This window comes from Streptomyces argenteolus, assembly GCF_042902585.1.
Classification (GTDB): Bacteria; Actinomycetota; Actinomycetes; order Streptomycetales; family Streptomycetaceae; genus Streptomyces; species Streptomyces argenteolus.
On the sequence record NZ_JBIBEG010000008.1, the window covers coordinates 326,132 to 346,453 of the forward strand.

Genomic DNA, 20,322 nt, shown 5'->3' on the forward strand with positions numbered 1-20,322 from the left:
CCCCCGGCATCCCCGAGGACCCCCGAGGACCACATGTCTGCCGCGCAGTACCCCGCCGTCTCCGTGATCATGCCGGTGCTCAACGAGGAACGCCATCTCAGGAACTCGGTCCGGCACATCCTGGAGCAGGAGTACGCCGGTGAGATGGAGGTCGTGATCGCCCTCGGCCCCTCGAACGACCGTACGGACGAGATCGCGGCCGAGCTGGTCCGGGAGGACTCCCGGGTCCACACCGTCGCCAACCCGACCGGACGCACCCCGGCGGCGCTCAACGCCGCGATCAAGGCGTCACGTCACCCGATCGTGGTACGGGTGGACGGCCACGGCATGCTCTCGCCCAACTACATCGCCACCGCGGTACGGCTCCTGGAGGAGACCGGCGCGCAGAACGTCGGCGGCATCATGAACGCCGAGGGCGAGAACGCCTGGGAGGAGGCCGTCGCCGCCGCGATGACGTCGAAGATCGGCGTAGGCAACGCGGCCTTCCACACGGGGGGCGAGGCGGGCCCGGCCGAGACCGTGTTCCTGGGCGTCTTCCGCCGCGAGGCGCTGGAGCGGGCGGACGGCTACAACGTGGAGTTCATCCGCGCCCAGGACTGGGAGCTGAACTTCCGTATCCGCGAGGCGGGCGGCCTGATCTGGTTCTCGCCCGAACTGAAGGTCCAGTACCGCCCGCGGCCCAGCGTGCGGGCGCTCGCCAAGCAGTACAAGGACTACGGCCGCTGGCGTCACGTCGTGGCCCGCTACCACTCCGGCTCGATCAATCTGCGCTACCTGGCCCCGCCGACCGCCGTCTGCGCCATCGCCGCGGGCATCGTCGTGGGCGCCGCCGTCACCCCGTGGGCCTTCGTCGTGCCGGCCGGGTACGTCGCGGCCATCGTGGCCGGGTCGCTGCCGGCCGGTAAGGGTCTGTCGCTGAAGGCACGGGCCCAGATCCCGGTGGCCCTGGCGACCATGCACATGTCCTGGGGCTACGGCTTCCTGACCAGCCCCCGCTCCCTCGCGAAGAAGGTCATCGCCAGCCGCCGCCCGGCCATCCAGGAGCAGACGGCCTGACACCCCCACGCACGAGGAAGGGCCCCGCCGTCGACGGCAGGGCCCTTCCTCGTCTCAGCCGTGGATCACCAGGTGAAACCGGGATTGACGTGCATGCACGCCTTCTCGTCCGCACCGTTGAGCGGGTTCGCGGAGGTCGGCGTCTTCTCGGTGTCCTTGGCCGGGTAGGCCCCGTCCTCGCGCCAGTCCGCACCGACGGCGAGCACGATCCCCGAGGCGTCCGTCGACTTCTTCACCTGGGAGACCGGGATGCCCAGCGCCTTGGCGACCGCCTGTGCGTCGGCCTCCAGGTCCGCGCTGGGGTAGAGGATGCCGGTCCTCGCGGCGCCTTCGACGTTCTGCGAGTCGACCGCGGCCCGGGTGAATCCGGCCTCCGTGAGCGTGGCCTCGACGGTGCTCGCACGGCCCTCGGCCGGCCCGAGCGCGTCGGTACCGGTCGCGTTGCGCACGGTGACCGCGATCTCCGCGGCGGGCGCGGCGGTGTCCTTGGTGACGGGCGTCTTGCGCTTGGACGCCTTGCCGTCCAGCGGGATGTCCTCCCGGATCATCCGGAAGACCTGCTCGGCCTCCTCGGCCTTCGGGTAGACCCGGCCCGCGTTACGGCCCGTGCCGTAGACGTTCGGCATGGTCGTCATGGTGATCCGGTCGGTCGGGGCCTTCTTGAGCTCCTCGGCCAGGTCGTACAGCTTCTTGACGGTGTCGAGGCCCTTGTCGACCGTCAGCGCGCTGGTCGCGGCCTCGGCGAGATTCATCAGCTTCCCGGGATCGGTGAGCTTCGTGCCCTTGCGCAGCTCGCGGACCATCGAGTTCAGGTACTGGTGCTGGGCCTTGGTCCGGCCGAGGTCCGTGTTGTCCTCGAAGCCGTAGCGCGTGCGCAGCCACTGGAGGGCCTGCTTGCCCTTGACCGACGTCGTGCCCTCCTCCAGCTTCAGCCCCGAGCCCTTGCCGTCGCTGGTGTGCGAGTAGACGTTGGCGTCGACACAGACCGGGACCCCGCCGACCGCGTCGGCCATGGAGACCACACCCGCGAAGTCGATCATCATGAAGTGGTCGATGGTGATGCCGGTGAGCTCGTACCAGGCGGCCACCGTGCATCCCGGGCCGCCGCGGCCGAGGCTCTCGTTGGTCTGGACGTCGACGGTGCTGGCCGCGTACACCTTGCCGGAGTCGGGGTCGGTGCACTTGGGCATCTTCAGCATGGTGTCGCGCGGCATGCTCACCACGGAGATGTTGCTCCGGTCCGCGGAGAGGTGGAGCAGCATCTGCACGTCGGCGAGCGGCGTGCCCCCGAAGGTCTCCTTGGCGCCGCCCAGCTTCTGGTTGGCGGTGGAGTCGCGGGCGTCGGAGCCGATGAGCAGGATGTTCAGCGGGGTCTGACCGGCGGCGTTGGCCTTGTGATCGGCCATGTCCTTGTCGCCGAGGGTCAGATTCTCCTTCCTGATGTTGCCGTTCAGGTGCTTGTAGTACACGTAACCGGCGCCCCCGGTCCCGAGTATCAGCAGGGCGAGGACGACGGCCACCCAGCGCAGTACACGCCTCTTGCCGCCCTTGGCGGCCCGCCGGGTACGGCGGTTCGGCCCTTGTCGGCCGTCCCCGCCCTTCTCCGGCGCGGACGGCTGACGTCGGCCGTGCCCCGCGCGCCCCGCCCGGCCGTCCATGTCGCCCGTGCCGTCGCCGTCGTGGCGGCCGCGCGGGCGAGTCCCCTCCCCGCGTGTGCTGCTCCGTCCCACCAGGACCCCCCTACTGCTCAGAATTCTGTTGTGGCGCGACGACGGTCGTCACTTCGCGCATACCGCCTCGTCGGCGCTTGCCTTCCGGATGAGCGTGTGCGCGACGGCCTGCGCGCGGTCCGTGACCCCGCCTGCCCGCGGCCGTGCCTTCCTCCGCCGTGATGCGATGCGAGGACCATGGACGCCGGAAGGACCGGCCGACTCTGTTCCGGAGTTGTTCCGTCGCAATTCGTAAGGGCCGGTCCGCGAGCCGGGCACCCACTGGTCGGCGGGATTTATTTCCTCCGCCCGCCCACAACTGTGCGCGTCCACGGCTGCCTGGATCCTCCGTCGGTGCCACGCGAGGCGCCTCCCCCGGCACGGCGCTCGGTTCCTCACACTCCGGCCGTGCGCGGTCTGGTGGCCGCCGGTGCCGGATCGCGTCACACTATCCGGCGGATTCGCCCACGGGGGGCGCGCGTGACACATTCCACGTTCCTTACAACCGGGCATTCCACCTATTCCGCGCCGATTGCCACCCCTGTTTGAGAATTGTTTTACGAGCCGCACGGATCCTCGGCCGCATTCGACCCCGAATAGGTGGGAGCAGGCGTGGGGCTCGCGTCCGTATCACCGGGCTTTTGGCCGGACGAGTCCTTCTCGGAGCTGTGGTCCGCCTGTGAATCCCCGGAATTGAGTTCGCCGGCGGGGACCACGGCCACGGGTTCGTCCTCGCGCAGCGCCGCGAACAGCTGGTCCGCGGCCGGCTGGACGAGCTCGTCCCGGTTCGCGTCGGCCCGGTAGGACTGGCGGGGCACGGTCAGGAACTGCACCTGGTCGGTCGGGACGTTGCGCATGCCGCGCACCAGGTCGTACAGGTCCCTCAGCGAGTCGAGGCCCGGGTCCGTGGTGAGCGACTTCGTCGCCGCGTCCAGCACCGGGTAGAGCCGCGTCGGGTTCAGCAGGACGCCGTTGCTCTGCATCTTGTTGACGAGGGCGCCCAGGAACTTCTGCTGGCGGTCCATGCGCTCGGTGTCGCTGCCGTTGCCGATCGACTTGCGCGCCCGCACGTAGCCGAGGGCCTCCTCGCCGTCCAGCTTCTGACGGCCCGCCGGGAGCTTGAGGTGCGCGTCGGCGTCGTCGACGGGCTTCTTCAGGCAGACCTCGACACCGTCCACGGCGTCCACCATGTCCTTGAAGCCGCTGAAGTCGATGACCATGTGGTGGTCGACGCGAATGCCCGTCATCTTCTCCACCGTGCGGATCGTGCAGGCCGTGCCGCCGAGCTCGAAGGCCCAGTTGAACTGCGCGAACTGCTCCCTGGTGGCCTTCCCGTCCGCCGTGTGGCAGCTGGGGATCTCGGCCATCAGGTCACGCGGGATGGACACCGCCGTGGCGCTCTTCCGGTCGGCCGCGAGGTGCAGCAGGATCGTGGTGTCCGAACGCTGGCTGCCGCCGTCGTCGCGCCCGTAGGCCCTGTTGTCGCCCGACCGGGTGTCGGAGCCGATGAGCAGGATGTTCTGCGCGTTCCGTGCGATCGGCAGCGGGCGGTCCTTCTCGTACGCCTTGAGCTCGGCGGCGGCGCTCGTGTCCGTCGTGATGTTCCCGTCGAGCTTCTTGTACAGCCACCAGCCGGCCCCGGCGGCGATCAGCACGAGGAAGGAGGCGGCGAGGGCGGTCCAGCGGAGCCAGTGACGTCTGTGCTGCCCGGGGTCGCGCTCGGGCCGGGCACCCCAGGTCCCGTCCCCGCCGTCCTCGGGCGCCGCGGGGGCGGCGGGGGCCGCGTCGTCCCGCGGAGCGGCGTCCGAGGTCTCCCGGGATCCCTTCGTCCGCCCCTCCCCGGCCGGGCTGTCCGCGCTGTCCGGGCGGTCCGGGTCGGCCGGGGTGCCGGGGCTGTCGCTCACGTCTGCGTCCATCCTCACGTTCGGCGGCGCGATGGGCCGCCGGTCGCAGAAGTAGACGGCTGAACCTCACGCTTGGTTGTGCATTCGGGCGGCGTTCTCGTCGGTGCCCCCGTACCGCCCGATCATGTACCGCCGTCGGTGCTCAGTCCCGGGGGCTCGGCCCGCCATGGGCCGGACGAGTGGCCCTCGGGGCGCTTGTCATACCGCGGTGCCGGTGATGCGCTCGCTCTCGACGCGCTTGGCCAGCGCGTCCGCGTCGAGCTGGTCCAGATAGCGGCACAGCACCACGGAGCCGCCCGCCGCGAGCGGCGCGAAGAGCCCGGCGGACAGGCCCTCCCACGTGTCGTACGCGCGCCCCGTCAGCAGCCGGGACCCCGGCCCGAGCCCCAGAGCCGCGGCGTCCTCCCGGGCCCGGGCGACCACCTGTTCCGCCGTCAGCCCGGTGCCCGCCACGGCCAGAGCGGGCGCCCCCGGGTCCACCGGGGCGTACGGGGCGAAGCGGTCGCCCTGGCCCGGCACCTCCACCGCGTAGTCCGCGAAGCCCTCGGGCGGCTGCGGGAAGCGGCCTCCCAGCGGGCGGAGCGCCAGCGCCATCCGCTCGCCGCGGCACGCCCGGGCGCGGTCGAGGCCGTCCGGCCCGCTGACCACCAGATCGGCGGAGGCGGGATCCCCCTGCACGTCCGCCACGACACCCACCGAGGAGCAGGCGAGCAGCCAGACGGCCGACTGCCAGTGGGCCGGAAGCAGCAGCGCGAGCCGGTCGCCCGGCTCGGCGGCCAGGTCACCCTGGAGCAGGTTGGCGGTCTTCGCCACCCAATTGGCGAAGGTGGCCACCGACAGTTCGACGCGCTCTCCGGTTGCGTCGTCGTAGAAGGTGACGAGAGGGCGGGCCGGGTCCGCGGCGAGCGCGGATCGCAGCAGGTCGGCGGGGGTGCGATCACTGGCGTTCATCCGCGCAAGGGTACGCGGCGGGCGGAAGCCCGACCGCGCGTGACGGGTGCCCGGTACACCGGTTCGGCAGACGGAGCGTCACATCGCCCCGTGTGTACTCCAGTAGCCGATGTGTCCGACTACGTCAAGGATTCTCCTCATGCGAGCACTTCTTGCGACTTCCATCGGCGTCACCTGCGCGACGGCACTCACCCTTCCGCTCGCCGCGCCCGCCCCTGCCACCCCCGCCACCACGGCCACGGTCGCCCCGGCGGCCGTGGCGTCCCCGGCCGAGCCCGCGGGCTCGACCCAGTCCCTGCCCCTGCGGGCACTCACCGCACCGAGGGCCACCGGCAAACCCACCGAATCCTCGAATCCCGCAGCCGCACAAGGGCTGCTCCGCCGGGACGCCCACCGTTTCTCGCTCGTCGGCGTGATCTGGGACGACGCCGACGCCGAGCTGCACGGCACCGTCCAGGTCCGCACCCGTGCGACCGGCACCGGCCGCTGGTCCGGCTGGCAGTCCCTGGAGACCCACAACATCGACCACGCCGCCGACTCCGGCAGCCCGGAGCGCGAATCGGGCAAGGTGCGCGGTTCCACCGCCCCGCTCTGGGTCGGCGACTCGGACGGCGTCGACGTACGCGTCCGCTCCGAGAGCGCCGGGACCCGCGACACCACCGCCGCCGGGGCCCTCCCCGCCGGGCTGCGGGTGGAGCTCGTCGACCCGGGCGAGGACCCGGAACAGCCGCGCACCGAAGGCGCCCCGGCCACGGGCAGCGCGACCGCCGTCCCCGCCGTGGCCCCCTCGGCGGGCACCACCACGGCCGCCCAGCCGGGGGCCCTGCCCGAGACCGCGGGCCTCACCCTGGCCGCGGCCGAGAGCTCGGCGGTCAACGCCGACCTCGCACCGCTGGGCGCCAGGGAGATCCCGGCCCTCGGCAAGGCGGAGTCCGAGGAACAGGCGGTCGTGGCGGCGGGCGCCAAGCCGTTCGTGGGACCGCGCCCGCGCATCGTCACGCGTAAGGGCTGGGGCGCCGACGAGAGCCTGCGCGAGCGCGCCTTCGCGTACACCTCGACCGTCAAGGCCGCCTTCGTCCACCACAGCGCCACCGGCAACAACTACACCTGCGCCCAGGCCCCCTCGGTCCTGCGCAGTATCTACCGCTACCACGTCAAGAGCAGTGGCTGGCGCGACTTCGGCTACAACTTCGCCGTCGACAAGTGCGGAAACATCTACGAAGGGCGCGCCGGAGGCGTGTCGAAGGCGGTCCTCGGGGCCCACACGCTCGGGTTCAACACCAACAGCATGGGCATCGCGGTCCTCGGGACGTTCAGCTCGAAGAACCCGCCCGCCGCCTCCGTCACCGCCATCGCCAAACTGACGGCCTGGAAGCTCGGGCTGTTCGGTCGCAACCCCAAGGGCAAGGTCACACTCGTCTCCGGGGGCAGCGGCAAGTACAAGAAGGGCGCGAAGGCCACACTCAACGTCATCTCCGGGCACCGCGACGGATTCGCAACCGAATGCCCTGGAATCCGTCTCTACAAGAAGCTCGGCACGGCCCGGACGAGTTCGGCCAAGCTGCAGGGCCGCTGACCGGGAGGGACCGAACGGTCTGCATACACTGGCCAGCCGATACGAGGCCCGGCCCCAGCAGGAAGCAGAGACGGTGCTGTGACAGAGGCAAGAGAAGCGATCCTCCTGGTCGGTGGCAAGGGCACCCGGCTGCGTCCGCTCACGGTGCACACCCCGAAGCCGATGGTCCCGGCCGCGGGGGTGCCGTTCCTCACGCACCAGCTCGCGCGTGCGAGGGCCGCCGGGGTGGAGCACATCGTGCTCGCGACGTCCTACCTGGCGGAGGTGTTCGAGCCGTACTTCGGTGACGGCTCGTCGCTCGGCCTCTCCATCGAGTACGTCACGGAACGCGAGCCGCTCGGCACCGGCGGGGCCATCCGGAACGTGGCCTCGCGCCTGGCCTCAGGACCGGACGAACCCGTCATCGTGTTCAACGGCGACATCCTCACCGGTCTCGACATCCGGGCCCTGGTCGCGGCGCACGCCACGTCCGGGGCGGACGTCTCCCTGCACCTCACGCGGGTGGAGGACCCGCGGGCCTTCGGTCTCGTGCCGACGGATCCCACGGGCAGGGTGACGGCCTTCCTGGAGAAGCCGCAGACCCCCGAGGAGATAGTCACCGACCAGATCAACGCGGGGGCGTACGTCTTCCGCAGGTCGGTCATCGACACGATCCCCACGGGCCGGCCGGTCTCGGTGGAACGCGAGACCTTCCCCGGGCTGCTGGCGTCCGGGGCGCATCTCCAGGGCATGGTCGACTCCACCTACTGGCTGGACCTCGGCACCCCGCAGGCGTTCGTGCGCGGCTCGGCCGACCTGGTCCTGGGCCGCGCTCCCTCCCCGGCGGTGCCCGGTCGCTGCGGCGACCGGCTCGTCCTGCCCACCGCCTCGGTGGCCGCCGATGCCAAGCTCACCGGTGGCACGGTCGTCGGCGAGGGCGCGCTGATCGGCGAGGGCGCGAGGATCACCGGCTCCACCGTGCTGGCCGGCGCCGTCGTCGAGCCGGGCGCGGTGATCACCGACTCCCTGGTCGGGGCGGGCGCCCGGATCGGCAGCCGTACGGTCCTCACCGGCGCGGTCGTGGGTGACGGTGCTCACGTCGGAGCCGACAACGAACTGCGCGACGGCATCCGGATCTGGTGCGGCGCAAGCCTCCCCGATGCCTCGGTCCGCTTCTCGTCCGACCAGTGAACGGTCCTCGTCGGCCTTACCCTCGACAGGGACCCCCGACGACCTAGGATCTTCACCCGTGGCAGGACGCTTCGTACCCCGCACCACCGCCGTGCCGCGCAGGCAGGCGGCGGTGGCGCAGACGTCCGCCGCGCCGCTGACCCGGACCTGGGCTCCGGCGGGGCCCCTCGACCTCCGGCTGGTCCTGAGCCCCCTGCGGCGCGGCCCGGCGGACCCCTGCTTCCGGGCCCTGCGTGACGGGACCTTCTGGCGGGCCACCCGCACCCCGGCGGGACCCGGCACCCTGCGCCTCTGCGCGGCCCGTGACGGCGGGGTCGCGGCGGCGGCCTGGGGTCCGGGCGCGCAGTGGCTGCTGGACGGCCTGCCCGCGCTCCTCGGCGCCGAGGACACCCCGGAGGTCTTCCGCCCGCGCCACCGGCTGGTCGCCGAGACCCAGCGCCGGCGGCCCGGTCTGCGCCTGCTGCGCACCGGGCTGGTCATGGAGTCCCTGATCCCGTCGATCCTGGAACAGAAGGTCACCACCGACGAGGCCTACCGGGCCTGGCGGCTGCTCGTCCGCACCTACGGCACCCCGGCCCCCGGCCCCGCCGACGCCGCGTTCGGGGCGTACGGACTGCACGTCATGCCGGACGCGAGGACCTGGTCGCTGATCCCCTCCTGGGAGTGGCACCGCGCGGGCGTCGACTCCAAGCGCTCCGCCACGGTCCTGCGCGCGGTCCGGGTGGCCCGGCGCATGGAGGAGGCGGCCTCGATGGAGCTGCCCGAGGCGATGGCCCGGCTCCAGCTCATCCCCGGCATCGGCCCCTGGACCGCGGCGGAAACCCTCCAGCGCTCCAACGGCGCGGCCGACGCGGTCACCGTCGGCGACTACCACCTGCCGGGCATCGTCGGTCACGCGCTCGCGGGCAACCGCGACGCGGGCGACGACGAGATGCTCACGCTGCTCGAACCGTACGAGGGCCAGCGCCACCGGGCGACCCGGCTGATCCTGCTCTCGGGCCACATCCCGGCGCGCCGGGCGCCCCGGATGACGCCGGGCGACATCGCCCGGCTGTGACCCCGCGCCTCACCGCACTTCGATGAACGCCCCGGCGTCACGCGGGGCCCGGGCCGGAGGAGTCCCCTTCGGATGCCCCACGGCCACCGCGCCCAGCGGATCCCAGGAGTCCGGGAGGTCCAGCACCTCGCGCACCACCGGCCGGCAGAACATCGTCGAGGACACCCACGCCGAGCCGAGCCGCTCGCCGGCCAGCGCCACCAGGAAGTTCTGCACACCCGCACCGGCCGCGACCACGAACATCTCGCGCTCCGCCGTGTCCCTGCGCTCGTCTCCGTAGGAGTGCGAGCCGTCCATCACGAGGCACGGCACCGCCAGATACGGCGCGTCGCGCAGGACGTCGCCCCGCCGCACCCGCCTGGCGACCGACTCCTCGCTGCGCCCGTCCCGGCGCAGGTCCGCGATCCAGGCGTCCCGCATCGCGTCGAGCAGCCCGGTCCGCGCGCGCTCCGACTCCAGCAGGACGAACCGCCAGGGTGTCGTGTGGTGCGGAGCGGGGGCGGTCACCGCCGCGGCCACCGCGCGCCGCACCGCGCCGGGATCGACCGGCTCGTCCGTGAACTCCCGCACCGTGCGGCGCAGACCGAGCGCCTCCCGCACCGCCTCGGACGTCCCCAGCCGGAACATGTCGTCGGCCGCGCCCCGCACCATCGCCCGCGCGCCCCGGTCCTCGTCCCCGGACGTGCCGGGACCCGTCGCCACCACGTGGGGGAGCCCGCGCACCACGGCGACCGGCAGTCCTGACGCCTTGCCCTTCACCAGGTCCCCGGCCGCCGCCAGCTCGTCGGCCGTGGCCACGACCGTGGCGCTCAGCGGATTGCCGTGGGCGTCGGTGCCGCCCCGCAGGTCGTCCAGGACCCTGACCCCGGCGGCGCCGATCGCCACGTCCGTCAGACCGTTGCGCCAGGGGCGGCCGAAGGTGTCCGTGACGACGACCCCGACCTCCACGCCGAGCGCGTCGCGCAGACCGTCCCTGAGGGTCCGCGCCGAGGCGTCCGGGTCCTCGGGCAGGAGCAGCACGGTCCCCGCCGGGGTGTTCGAGGCGTCGACGCCGGCCGCGGCCATGACGAGGCCCTGCCTGTTCTCCACGATCCTCAGCGTCCCGCGCCGGGCGACGACCCGGACCGTCTCGGCGTCGATCGCTGCCTCCCGGTCGGCGGCCTCGACGATCCGTCCCTCCGCCTTGGAGACGATCTTCGAGGTGACCAGCAGGACGTCGCCGTCCACCAGACCGGGGTCCGTGGCGGCGATCAGCTTCGCGAGGTCGTCGCCCTCCCGCACCTCGGGCATCCCCGGCAGGGCCCACACCCGGTACGAGGGTGCCTGGCCGCTCATGCCCGTACCTCCTCGGCCAGCGCCAGGGCCTGCCGGGCCATCTCGGCGGTGGCGTCCACGTCCGTCATCATCAGGGGAACGGCACGGCAGCGGATACCCGCCGCCTCCACCTCGTCGACCGATCCGGCGTCCACGGTGTCGACGAGCCAGCCGTCGAGCAGACCCGAACCGTAGTGACGGGCGACGGCCGAGGCGGTCGACTCCACGCCCACCGCGCCGAGGACCTTGTCGGCCATGCCCCGCACTGGCGCGTCGCCCACGATGGGGGAGAGCCCGACCACGGGGACACCGGCGTCGGCGATCGCCTCCCTGATGCCGGGCACGGCGAGGATGGTGCCCACCGACACCACGGGGTTGGAGGGCGGGAAGAGAATGACGTCGGCCTCGGCGAGGGCCTCCAGGACCCCGGGGGCGGGCTTGGCCTGCTCCGCGCCGACCGGCACGACGGCCCGCGCCGCCACGGAGGCGCGCATTTTCACCCAGTACTCCTGGAAGTGGATGGCCTTGCTCTCGCCGTCGACGTCCACGGCCACGTGCGTCTCGACGCGGTCGTCGGACATCGGGATCAGCCGGACCCCGGGCTTCCACCGGGCGCAGAGCGCCTCCGTGACCGCGCTCAGCGGGTAGCCGGCGCCGAGCATCTGCGTCCGGACGATGTGGGTGGCGAAGTCACGGTCGCCGAGGCCGAACCACTCCGGCCCTACGCCGTACTCCGCGAGCTCCTCCTTGACCCGGAAGCTCTCGTCGGTACGCCCCCAGCCCTGCTCCTCGTCGATGCCACCGCCGAGGGTGTACATCACGGTGTCGAGGTCGGGACAGACCTTCAGCCCGAACAGATGGATGTCGTCACCGGTGTTGCCGATCACCGTGATGTCCGCGTCGGGAGCGGCCTGTTTGAGGCCACGCAGGAAACGAGCACCACCGATACCGCCGGCCAGAACCACAATGCGCATGCCCGACAGTCTGTCAGGCGGAGCACGGTCCTCGTCGGGGTGGTGGCGGGCGGCGGGTGGGCCGTCCGGCGGAGGGCGGGCCTGGCGAGCCCGTCCCCGCGCGGAGGGGTCAGGCCGGGACGGAGGTCTCGGCCACCGGGGAGCACCGCGCCGAGTGCATCGGCATCTCGGTCAGGCCCGGGAAGTAGATGTGCAGGCTGACGGCGGGTTGGAGGGAGTCGTTGACGGCCTCGTGGACGTAACCGGGGGCGAAGACACGCTGGGCGCCGGGACCCAGGGTCAGCGGGCCGCGTGCGGTGTGCTCGGTCAACTCGCCCTCCAGCACCGTGAGGACGCCGGAGGACGGGCCGTGGTCGTGGCGCCCGCTGCCCTGGCCGGGGACCCAGCTCAGCAGCCACACCTCGTAGCCGGGGCCCGTGCGCAGCCGGTGGTACCAGCGGGTCGTGGTGTCGTACCGGACGAGCGGGGCCCAGCTGTCGCGGTCGGCCGCGAGGGAGCGGGCCAGTCCGACGAACTCGGCGACGGTGGAGGGGTGGGGGCGGGCAGGACGCAGAAGGTGCTGGACATCGAGGATGTCCCCGGCGATGGAGAGGTCGCTGTCGCTGTTCATGGGTGCGGTGGTTCCTCGGCATGTGGATGCGCGTACGTGGGGGTGTCGCGGAAGACCGGAATGCGGTGGAGCGGAAGACCGCGGTGACGCGGTGGGAGGAGCTGGATCAGAGCTGGAGCGCTACGGCTCAACAGCTGTGACAGCTGGAACAGCAACAGCGGGCCTGGACAGCCGTACGGAACCCGCGGATGCGGGTCGTGTACGAGGCTGCGGTCGCTGGCATGCGGTCAAGGAGACCGGCTCTGTGGGCGGTCTGTCAACTCAATGCCCGATTTGGCGGCAATGTTTCACACCATCCGGTCGCAGGGGGTGGAGAAAGGTTTTAGCTCCCCTCCGGCAGGCAAGGTGGCGCAACAACTGGGTCCGTGCGCAGGCCTGACGACCCGTGACCCGACTGTGATCTTGGTCGCTTCGGTGATCAAATCGAAACATTGCGGCCCGCTCGCTCGTCTCACTGGGTGAGAGGCCGCGATGTCGGACGCGCATGGCATATGTCAGATTTTTGGTGATTTGAACACTTTCTGTATACGCTTGGTTCCGCAGAGTGAATACCGAGGCCAATAGCAGATCTTCGCTTGACTGGCCCGAAGCTACACACTTGTAATTTCACTCGTGTCGTTCGGCCGCATCGATAACGGCCGCATCACGGGGACGCAAGAGACAGACGAGGGGCGCACATGACCGAGCTGTTCCAGCAACTGCTGGTCGAGGACGCGGACGAGGAACTCGGCTGGCAGGAGCGCGCGCTGTGCGCCCAGACCGATCCCGAGTCCTTCTTTCCCGAAAAGGGCGGCTCGACCCGCGAGGCCAAGAAGGTCTGTCTCGCCTGCGAGGTCCGCTCGGAATGCCTTGAATACGCCCTCAACAACGACGAGCGCTTCGGCATCTGGGGCGGCCTCTCCGAGCGTGAGCGGCGCCGCCTGAAGAAGGCCGCGATCTGACGCACCCGGCGCGAGCTGACGCCGGGACCGCGACGGCCCGGGGCCCCACCCTGCACGCAGGGTGGGGCCCCGGGCCGTCGCCGCGTCCGTCCGCCTCGAAGCGCCCCCGGATCCCGCCGGTCAGCCGTTCGGCGCGGGGCGCACATCCGTACCGTTAGTGTGGGGCCCCGTCCGAGAGACGCGCCAACGCCCCGCCGGGGCGCGCGTGTACACCGATGCAGCCCCCGGGGGGAACCCCCTCCGGATCCGGCCGGAGGGCCCCTACCCCGATGTCCGTGCACAGCCACCCGGCGGCGCCGAACGAGGCCGCCGCCCCAGAGTTCCCCCGGCACGTGGTCACCGCCGTGCTCGTCTCGCACGACGGTGCACGCTGGTTGCCCCGCGTGCTGGCCGGACTGCTCGGGCAGGAACGCCCCGTGCAGAACGTCGTCGCCGCCGACACCGGCAGCGCCGACGACTCCGCCCGCCTGGTCACCGAGGCGCTCGGCGGCGAGCGCGTCCTGCACCTCGCGCGGCGCACCAGCTTCGGCACCGCCGTCGACGAGGCGGTCCGGACGGCAGGGGTGCTCACCCCCGACGACCTGCCGTACCTGAAGCGCCCCAGCGGCTGGGACCCCGTCACCCGCAGCTGGCGCGACGACGCGTACGACCTGCCCGAACTCCCGCACGGCGAGCCCGTCCAGTGGCTCTGGCTGCTGCACGACGACAGCGCACCCGAGCCGGACGCGCTCGCCGAGATGCTGCGCGTCGTCGAGAACGACCGGCACGCCGCGATCGTCGGGCCCAAGCTGCGCGGCTGGTACGACCGCAAGCAGCTCCTCGAGGTCGGCGTCTCCATCGCCAACAGCGGACGCCGCTGGACCGGCCTGGACCGCCGCGAACAGGACCAGGGGCAGCACGACCAGATCCGTACCGTGCTCTCCGTCTCCTCGGCGGGCATGCTCGTGCGCCGTGACGTCTGGGAGGAGCTCGGCGGCTTCGACCGCAGGCTCCCGCTGATGCGGGACGACGTCGACCTCTGCTGGCGCGCGCACATGGCGGGCCACCGGGTGCTCGTCGCCCCCGACGCCGTGCTGCGGCACGCCGAGGCCTCCGCAAGGGAACGCCGCCCCATCGACTGTGCCGGACGCTCCGTGTCGAGCCCGCACCGCGTCGACAAGGCGGGCGCCGTCTACACGATGCTCGTCAACGCCCGCGGCAAGCAGCTGCCGTGGGCCCTGCTCCGCCTCGTCGTCGGCACACTGCTGCGCACCCTCGCCTATCTCGTCGGCAAGGTGCCGGGGCAGGCGCTCGACGAGGTCGCGGGACTCTTCGGCACGCTGCTGCGCCCCGGGCGGATCATCGCCGCGCGCCGCGCGCGCGGCAAGGGGGCGGTGGACGCGGCCGAGCTGCGGTCCCTGTTCCCGCCGCCCGGCGCCACCGTACGGGCCACCGTCGAGCAGGTCGCGGGCAACTTCGGCAGCCGCTCCGAATCCGATTCCGGCGGTTCCCGGCACGGGGCGGTCGAGTCCGGCCCCGGCGGCGACGACGCGGACTTCCTGGAGATCGAGCAGTTCGCGCGGCTCAAGCGGGTCGGCCGCAAGCCCGGCCCCGTGCTCTTCCTGCTCCTCCTCCTGGTCTCCCTGGTCGCCTGCCGCGGCCTCCTCGGCAGCGGCGCCCTCGCCGGCGGCGCGCTGCTGCCCGCCCCGGCCGACGTCTCCGACCTCTGGGCGCGTTACGCGGACGGCTGGCACCCCGTGGGGACCGGCGGAACCCAGACCGCGCCGCCCTACCTCGCGGTGATCGCCGCCCTCTCGGCGCTCTTCCTCGGCTCCACGGGCTTCGCCCTCACGCTCCTGCTCGTCTGCTCCGTCCCGCTCGCCGGGCTCACCGCGTACTTCGCCTCCCGGCCGCTGATCGAGTCCCGGCTCCTGCGGGCCTGGGCGAGCATCGCGTACGCCTTCCTGCCCGCCGCGACCGGAGCTCTGGCCACCGGCCGCCTCGGTACGGCCGTCCTGGCCGTCCTCCTGCCGCTGATCGCCCGGGCCGCCGTCGCGGCGCACGGGCTGCGCGGCGACGGCTCCACCGCACGCGGCAGCTGGCGCGCCACCTGGGCGTACACCCTGCTGCTCACCTTCACGACGGCGTTCACCCCGATCGTCTGGCCGCTCGCGCTGGTCCTCGGCATGGGGGTGCTCGTGCTGCGGCGGAGCGACATCACCGCGTACGGGCTGCGCTTCCTGGCCACGGCGGCCACCCCGATGCTCGTCCTCGCGCCCTGGTCGCTGTCCCTGCTGACCAGCCCGTCCGGCTTCCTGAAGGAGGCCGGGCTGGACATCGGCACGGGTACGGCGTCCGCCCTCGACCTGCTCGGCATCAGCCCCGGCGGCCCCAAGGCCGCGGGCGGCGTCCTGCTGCTGGGCATCGTGCTCGCGGCGCTGGCCGCGCTGCTGCGCGGGGAGCGGCAGTTCGCGATCCGTACGTCCTGGGTCGTCGTGCTCGTCGCCCTGGTGTTCGCGGGGATCTCCAACGGCTCCACCTGGGCCGGCCCCGCCACCCTCGTCTACGGCATCGCGCTGCTCTGTGCCGCCCTGCTCGGTGCGGACGGCGCCCGGGTGCGGGTGGCCGCGCTGAGCTTCGGCTGGCGCCAGCCGGTCGCCGCGCTGATCGCCCTGGCCGCCGGCCTCGCACCGGTCCTGGCCGCGGCGGGCTGGATGATCGGCGGCGCCGCCGGACCGCTGGAGCGCCGCGACCCCGTACAGGTGCCCGCCTTCGTCGCGGAGGAGAGCACCACCCGGGACCAGCCGCGCACCCTGATCCTCGGGGGCACCTCACCGGCGACCGTCTCCTACAGCCTGGTCCGCGGCTCCGGCGCACGGCTCGGCGACGCCGAACTCACCGAGGCCGGCGGCAGCAACTCCCACCTCGACAAGGTCGTCGCCAACCTGGTGGCCGGCTCCGGCGCCGACCAGGGCAGCCAGCTGAGCGGCTTCGCGATCCGCTACGTCCTCGTACGGGACGGAGCCCCGCGCCAGATGAGCCGGGTCCTGGACTCGACCCCCGGCCTGAGCCGGCTCAGCCAGCTGGACGGCAGTGCCCTGTGGCGCGTCGACCGCCAGGCGTCCCGCCTCACCATCGTCCCCTCCGGCGAGGGCGCCGAGCCCGTACCGGTGGGTTCGCTGCCGGTCGAGGCGCACACCGAGATCCCCGAGGGCGGGTCCGGCCGGGTGCTGCGGATCGCCGACGCCGCCGACCCGGGCTGGCAGGCCACGCTCGACGGTGTCGCCCTGACCCCGAAGACCGTGGACGGCTGGGCCCAGGGCTTCCAGCTCCCCTCCGGCGGCGGGACGCTCGACCTCACGTACGACACCCCCGTCGCGCACACCGCATGGGTCTGGACGCAGGTGGCGCTGGGCGTCGTCCTGGTGGTGCTCGCCCTGCCCGGCCGACGCCGGGAGATCGACGACGATCTGCCCGAGGAGACGGAGAACGTCCCGGCCGAACCGGTCGTCGGCGAGGGACGCCGGGCGCGCAGGCTGCGCGCGGCGGCCCAGGCGGACGCCGCTGCGGCGGCCGAGGGCGAAGCCGGTACGGCCACGGCCTACGCGGAGGCCTTCCCCACCGAGGAGGCACCCGCCGCCGACGGGCAGTACATCCCGGCGCAGCAGACCACCGATCCGTACGCGGCGGTTCCGGGTGACCAGGACGCCACGGGTGCGTACGCGGCTGTTCCCGGTGACCAGGACGGCACGTACGCGGCGGTCCCGCAGCAGAGCGGCTACGGGGAGTGGGACGCCCAGCAGCAGTACCAGGACGTGGACTACAGCCAGTACCAGGGCGGCCAGGACACCGGCCAGTACCAGGGCGGCCAGGACACCGGGCAGTACCAGGGCGGCCAGGACGCCGGGCAGTACTACCAGGGCGACGCCTACCAGCTGGACCCGTATCAGCAGGGCGCCTACGACCCGTACGGCTACGCCCAGCAGCAGCCCTACGGCGCAGCGGCCGAGGACACCTCGCCGTACGGCGGGCACGACGAGAACCCTGCACCGGGTCAGGACCCGTGGCAGAACGGCAACGGCAACGGCAACGGCAACGCATCGCGAGGCGAGTCCGAGTGAAGTCCACCCCCCTGTCCCTCATCGCGGGCACCGTCGCCCTCGCCGCAGTCACCGGCTTCGCCGCGCTCACCGCGCCCGGCGACGCGGACGAACCGGAGGCGAGGGCGGCGGCCCGGCTCCCGGTCGAGCGCACGAGCCTGCTGTGCCCCGTCCCCAGCATGTCCGACCTCGCGGAGACGACGTACACGTCCTTCACGCCGGCCGGGAAGAGCGGCGGCGAGGCCGGTGCCGCCGAGCTGGAGCCCGCCGAGGCCCTTCCCGCGGACGAGGACGCACCCGCCGACGAGGACGCGTCGGACGAGGACGGCGCCTCCGACGAGGAGAAGGAGAAGGAGAAGGACGCCGACAAGGAGACGGCGGCCGACGGTGAGCCCGTCATCTCCCTCAAGGACACCGGAAAGCCGTCCACCGCCGACACGGACAAGTCCGACGCTCCCGCGCTCATCGGCACCGCGACCGGCAAGCTGGCCCCCGGCTGGGCGGCCCAGCAGACCACCACGGCCGCCGCCGGCGGTGCCCGGGGTCTCCTCGGGGTCAGCTGCTCCGCGCCCGACACGGACTTCTGGTTCCCCGGCGCGAGCACCGCGCCGGCGCGGCAGGACTACATCCACCTGACCAACCCCGACGACACGGCCGCCGTCGCCGACATCGAGCTCTACGGGGCCGACGGTCCCCTCAAGTCCGATGTCGCCGAGGGCATCACGGTCCCGGCGAGGTCGAGCGTCCCGATGCTGCTCTCGACGTTGACCGGCGAGGCGGCCGAGAACGTCACCCTGCACGTCACCACCCGGTCGGGGCGCATCGGGGCGGACGTGAGCGTGGCCGAGGACGAGGTGGGCAGCGACTGGCTCGCCGCGTCCGGCGATCCGGCACAGACACTGGTGCTGCCCGGCATCCCGGCCGACGCCACCTCCGTACGCCTGGTGGCCTTCGCGCCGGGCGAGGACGACGCCGATGTGAAGGTGCAGCTCCTAGGCAAGAACGCGACGTTCGCGCCGGCGGGCAACGACACCCTGCACATCAAGTCGCAGATGACGGCGAGCGTCGATCTCAAGGACGTCACCCGGGGCGAGCCCGGCTCCCTCCGGCTGTCGCCCGCGGACGGCAGCGGCACCCCGATCGTGGCCGCGCTGCGCGTGGTGCGGGGGAAGGGGGCCGAGCAGGAGGTCGCCTTCATCCCCGCGACCGCGCCGGTGGGCGACCGCGCGAGCGTCGCCGACAACCGCGCCAAGGGCTCGGTGCTCTCACTGACCGCTCCGGGCGGCACCGCCAAGGTCAAGGTGACCGCCTCGGCGGGCAGCGAGGGCGGTGAGCCGACCGTCAAGACGTACACGGTCAAGGGCGGTACGACGCTCGAAGTGACTCCCGAGGTCCCGTCCGGGCTCAAGGGGAACTACGCGCTGACGGTGGAGACCGAGTCCGGCGGCCCGGTGCACGCGGCCCGCACGCTCACGCTCACGGAGGGCGGGATCGACATGTTCACCGTGCAGACCCTGCCGGACGACGGCGGCACGGTCGAGGTGCCCCAGGCGCGGCAGGACCTGTCGGTCCTGGACGACTGAGCGGGGCGCGCCCGCCCGTCCCGGACGACGGACGCGGGGCGCGTCGCGGGTGGGTCAGTCCTGCCCGTAGCGCGGGTCGACCGACTCGGGGGAGAGGCCGAGCAGCTCCGCGACCTGCTCCACCACGACCTCGTGCACCAGTAGGGCGCGCTCGTCGCGGCTCTTGGTGCGGATCTCGACCGGGCGCCGGTAGATGACGATCTGCGCCGGCTGCCCCTTCGCGGCGGACAGCGCGCGCCCCAGCGGGACGGTCTCCTCCAGCGATCCCGGTACATCGAGGACGAGGAAGTCGACGTCCGCCAGCTGTGGCCAGCGCCGCTCCAGCCGTTCCACCGAGTCCTGGACGAGATCGCGGAAGCTGTCGGCCCTGCTGACCGAGAGCGGCACCTGAGGCGGTGCGACCGGTCCACGCATGCCACGGCCGTGACGGTCGCGGCGGCGGGGCCGTGGCTCGGACGAAGGGGGCGGTACGGGACTGTCCATCACCGACGCAGCGTAACCCTCCGCCGCCGCCGGCGATCACGGCTTCCTCGCGGGCCCGCCGGATGTCCTGCCGGACGCCGGGCCGGGAGCGAGCCGCACGCCGGACCGGTCGTCCGACCGGATGTCCGCAGATGAACATTCCGGCCAGGGTTGAGTGCGGATCCGGCCCTTGGTCCGATCGCCGGACGTCCGCCTGATGACCGCACATGTTCTTCCCGGCGGCCGTGGAGCACCCTCCGCGCACCGCTGCGCGACGGCTGCCACGCAGGTCGGACCGGGTGCGTCCGAGCCCTCCGCGGCCGGGCCCGAGAGGCGACACGTGGGGGTGAGCTGAGGGAGAGTCGTCGCAGCCCGCTCAAGAGTGCGGTACCGTCCAACATCGTGAGCCCTGTACGTCGCTGTTCGCGAACTGCGTGCGGCCGTCCCGCCGTCGCGACACTGACGTACGTCTATGCCGACTCGACCGCGGTCCTCGGCCCGCTCGCCACCTATGCCGAGCCCCACTGCTACGACCTCTGCGCCGAACACGGCGAGCGGCTCACCGCGCCGCGTGGCTGGGAAGTCGTCCGGCTCTCCGACCCCTCGGCCCCCAGCCGCCCCAGCGGTGACGATCTCGAAGCGCTCGCCAACGCGGTGCGCGAGGCTGCCCGGCCCCAGGACCGGCAGCAGGGTGCGCGGGGCCCGCGCGCGGCGGACCCGGTCGAGGTCGCGCGCCGGGGACATCTGCGGGTACTGCGCTCACCGGACTCCTGACGCCCCCTCCGCCCGGGCGTTCATCACCCCGGCCGTGACCGCCGGGTCCACCCGGTGACGGTCGAGCAGCGTGGCCGTCCCGGCACGCGGTCGACAGGCCGTCGGCCATCGGACCGGCCCCCGCGGCCGTCGGACGATCATCGCCCATCGGCCCGACCGGGC

General features: G+C 72.7%; 15 protein-coding genes. 8 read left to right on the forward strand and 7 right to left on the reverse strand.

Annotated elements, in window-relative coordinates; translation table 11 throughout:
* The first annotated feature begins 33 nt into the window (after positions 1-33).
* On the forward strand, positions 34-1,056 hold the full coding sequence (locus ACFY8O_RS26975; protein ID WP_145808918.1) for a glycosyltransferase family 2 protein: 1,023 nt from the start codon (positions 34-36) through the stop codon (positions 1,054-1,056).
* Between the two features lie 65 nt (positions 1,057-1,121).
* Here the strand turns inward: ACFY8O_RS26975 and ACFY8O_RS26980 are convergent, their stop codons facing one another.
* From ACFY8O_RS26980 to ACFY8O_RS26990, 3 genes are all read right to left on the reverse strand, one after another.
* On the reverse strand, positions 1,122-2,786 hold the full coding sequence (locus tag ACFY8O_RS26980) for an LCP family protein (protein ID WP_387906612.1): 1,665 nt from the start codon (positions 2,784-2,786) through the stop codon (positions 1,122-1,124).
* A 536-nt stretch (positions 2,787-3,322) separates the two neighbouring features.
* Positions 3,323-4,681: an LCP family protein gene (locus ACFY8O_RS26985; protein ID WP_387906615.1), complete on the reverse strand. Its 1,359-nt coding sequence runs from the start codon at positions 4,679-4,681 to the stop codon at positions 3,323-3,325.
* Positions 4,682-4,867: 186 nt separating this feature from the next.
* Positions 4,868-5,620, reverse strand: a complete 753-nt coding sequence (locus ACFY8O_RS26990) for a TIGR03089 family protein (protein WP_387906617.1) — start codon at positions 5,618-5,620, stop codon at positions 4,868-4,870.
* Between the two features lie 139 nt (positions 5,621-5,759).
* On the opposite strand from ACFY8O_RS26990, the gene ACFY8O_RS26995 reads away from it, so the two are divergent.
* The 3 genes from ACFY8O_RS26995 to ACFY8O_RS27005 all read left to right on the forward strand — a co-directional run bounded on the left by ACFY8O_RS26995 (position 5,760) and on the right by ACFY8O_RS27005 (position 9,423).
* Positions 5,760-7,196 carry a peptidoglycan recognition protein family protein gene (locus ACFY8O_RS26995; RefSeq protein WP_387906620.1) on the forward strand — a complete coding sequence of 479 codons (1,437 nt, stop codon included), beginning with the start codon at positions 5,760-5,762 and terminating at the stop codon, positions 7,194-7,196.
* A gap of 78 nt (positions 7,197-7,274) precedes the next feature.
* Positions 7,275-8,366 (forward strand): sugar phosphate nucleotidyltransferase, encoded by a 1,092-nt coding sequence (locus tag ACFY8O_RS27000; RefSeq protein WP_145808909.1) that lies wholly within the window; start codon positions 7,275-7,277, stop codon positions 8,364-8,366.
* A gap of 58 nt (positions 8,367-8,424) precedes the next feature.
* Positions 8,425-9,423 carry a DNA-3-methyladenine glycosylase family protein gene (locus ACFY8O_RS27005; protein WP_387906622.1) on the forward strand — a complete coding sequence of 333 codons (999 nt, stop codon included), beginning with the start codon at positions 8,425-8,427 and terminating at the stop codon, positions 9,421-9,423.
* Between the two features lie 9 nt (positions 9,424-9,432).
* Here the strand turns inward: ACFY8O_RS27005 and ACFY8O_RS27010 are convergent, their stop codons facing one another.
* The 3 genes from ACFY8O_RS27010 to ACFY8O_RS27020 all read right to left on the reverse strand — a co-directional run bounded on the left by ACFY8O_RS27010 (position 9,433) and on the right by ACFY8O_RS27020 (position 12,321).
* Entirely contained in the window at positions 9,433-10,758 is a 1,326-nt protein-coding gene (locus ACFY8O_RS27010) for a coenzyme F420-0:L-glutamate ligase (protein WP_387906625.1), read from the reverse strand.
* Positions 10,755-11,711, reverse strand: coding sequence for a 2-phospho-L-lactate transferase (cofD, locus tag ACFY8O_RS27015; protein WP_387906628.1), 957 nt, complete (start codon positions 11,709-11,711; stop codon positions 10,755-10,757). Before cofD ends, ACFY8O_RS27010 begins: the two co-directional genes overlap by 4 nt.
* Positions 11,712-11,820: 109 nt before the next feature.
* Positions 11,821-12,321 (reverse strand): cysteine dioxygenase, encoded by a 501-nt coding sequence (locus tag ACFY8O_RS27020; protein ID WP_387906631.1) that lies wholly within the window; start codon positions 12,319-12,321, stop codon positions 11,821-11,823.
* 677 nt (positions 12,322-12,998) lie between these two features.
* On the opposite strand from ACFY8O_RS27020, the gene ACFY8O_RS27025 reads away from it, so the two are divergent.
* From ACFY8O_RS27025 to ACFY8O_RS27035, 3 genes are all read left to right on the forward strand, one after another.
* A complete protein-coding gene (locus ACFY8O_RS27025; RefSeq protein WP_031093859.1) occupies positions 12,999-13,262 on the forward strand; it encodes a WhiB family transcriptional regulator in 264 nt (87 codons plus the stop codon).
* Positions 13,263-13,531: 269 nt separating this feature from the next.
* The gene (locus ACFY8O_RS27030; protein ID WP_387906634.1) at positions 13,532-17,362 is read left to right on the forward strand and encodes a glycosyltransferase; all 3,831 of its coding nucleotides are present in this window, start codon (positions 13,532-13,534) and stop codon (positions 17,360-17,362) included.
* Positions 17,359-18,924 carry a DUF5719 family protein gene (locus ACFY8O_RS27035; RefSeq protein WP_387906637.1) on the forward strand — a complete coding sequence of 522 codons (1,566 nt, stop codon included), beginning with the start codon at positions 17,359-17,361 and terminating at the stop codon, positions 18,922-18,924. The genes ACFY8O_RS27030 and ACFY8O_RS27035 overlap by 4 nt, the downstream gene beginning before the upstream one ends.
* A 54-nt stretch (positions 18,925-18,978) precedes the next feature.
* On the opposite strand, the gene ACFY8O_RS27040 is transcribed toward ACFY8O_RS27035, so the two are convergent.
* Positions 18,979-19,407, reverse strand: a complete 429-nt coding sequence (locus ACFY8O_RS27040) for a metallopeptidase family protein (protein ID WP_145808895.1) — start codon at positions 19,405-19,407, stop codon at positions 18,979-18,981.
* A gap of 330 nt (positions 19,408-19,737) precedes the next feature.
* On the opposite strand from ACFY8O_RS27040, the gene ACFY8O_RS27045 reads away from it, so the two are divergent.
* Positions 19,738-20,160, forward strand: coding sequence for a DUF3499 domain-containing protein (locus ACFY8O_RS27045; protein ID WP_387906702.1), 423 nt, complete (start codon positions 19,738-19,740; stop codon positions 20,158-20,160).
* Positions 20,161-20,322: the final 162 nt, after the last annotated feature.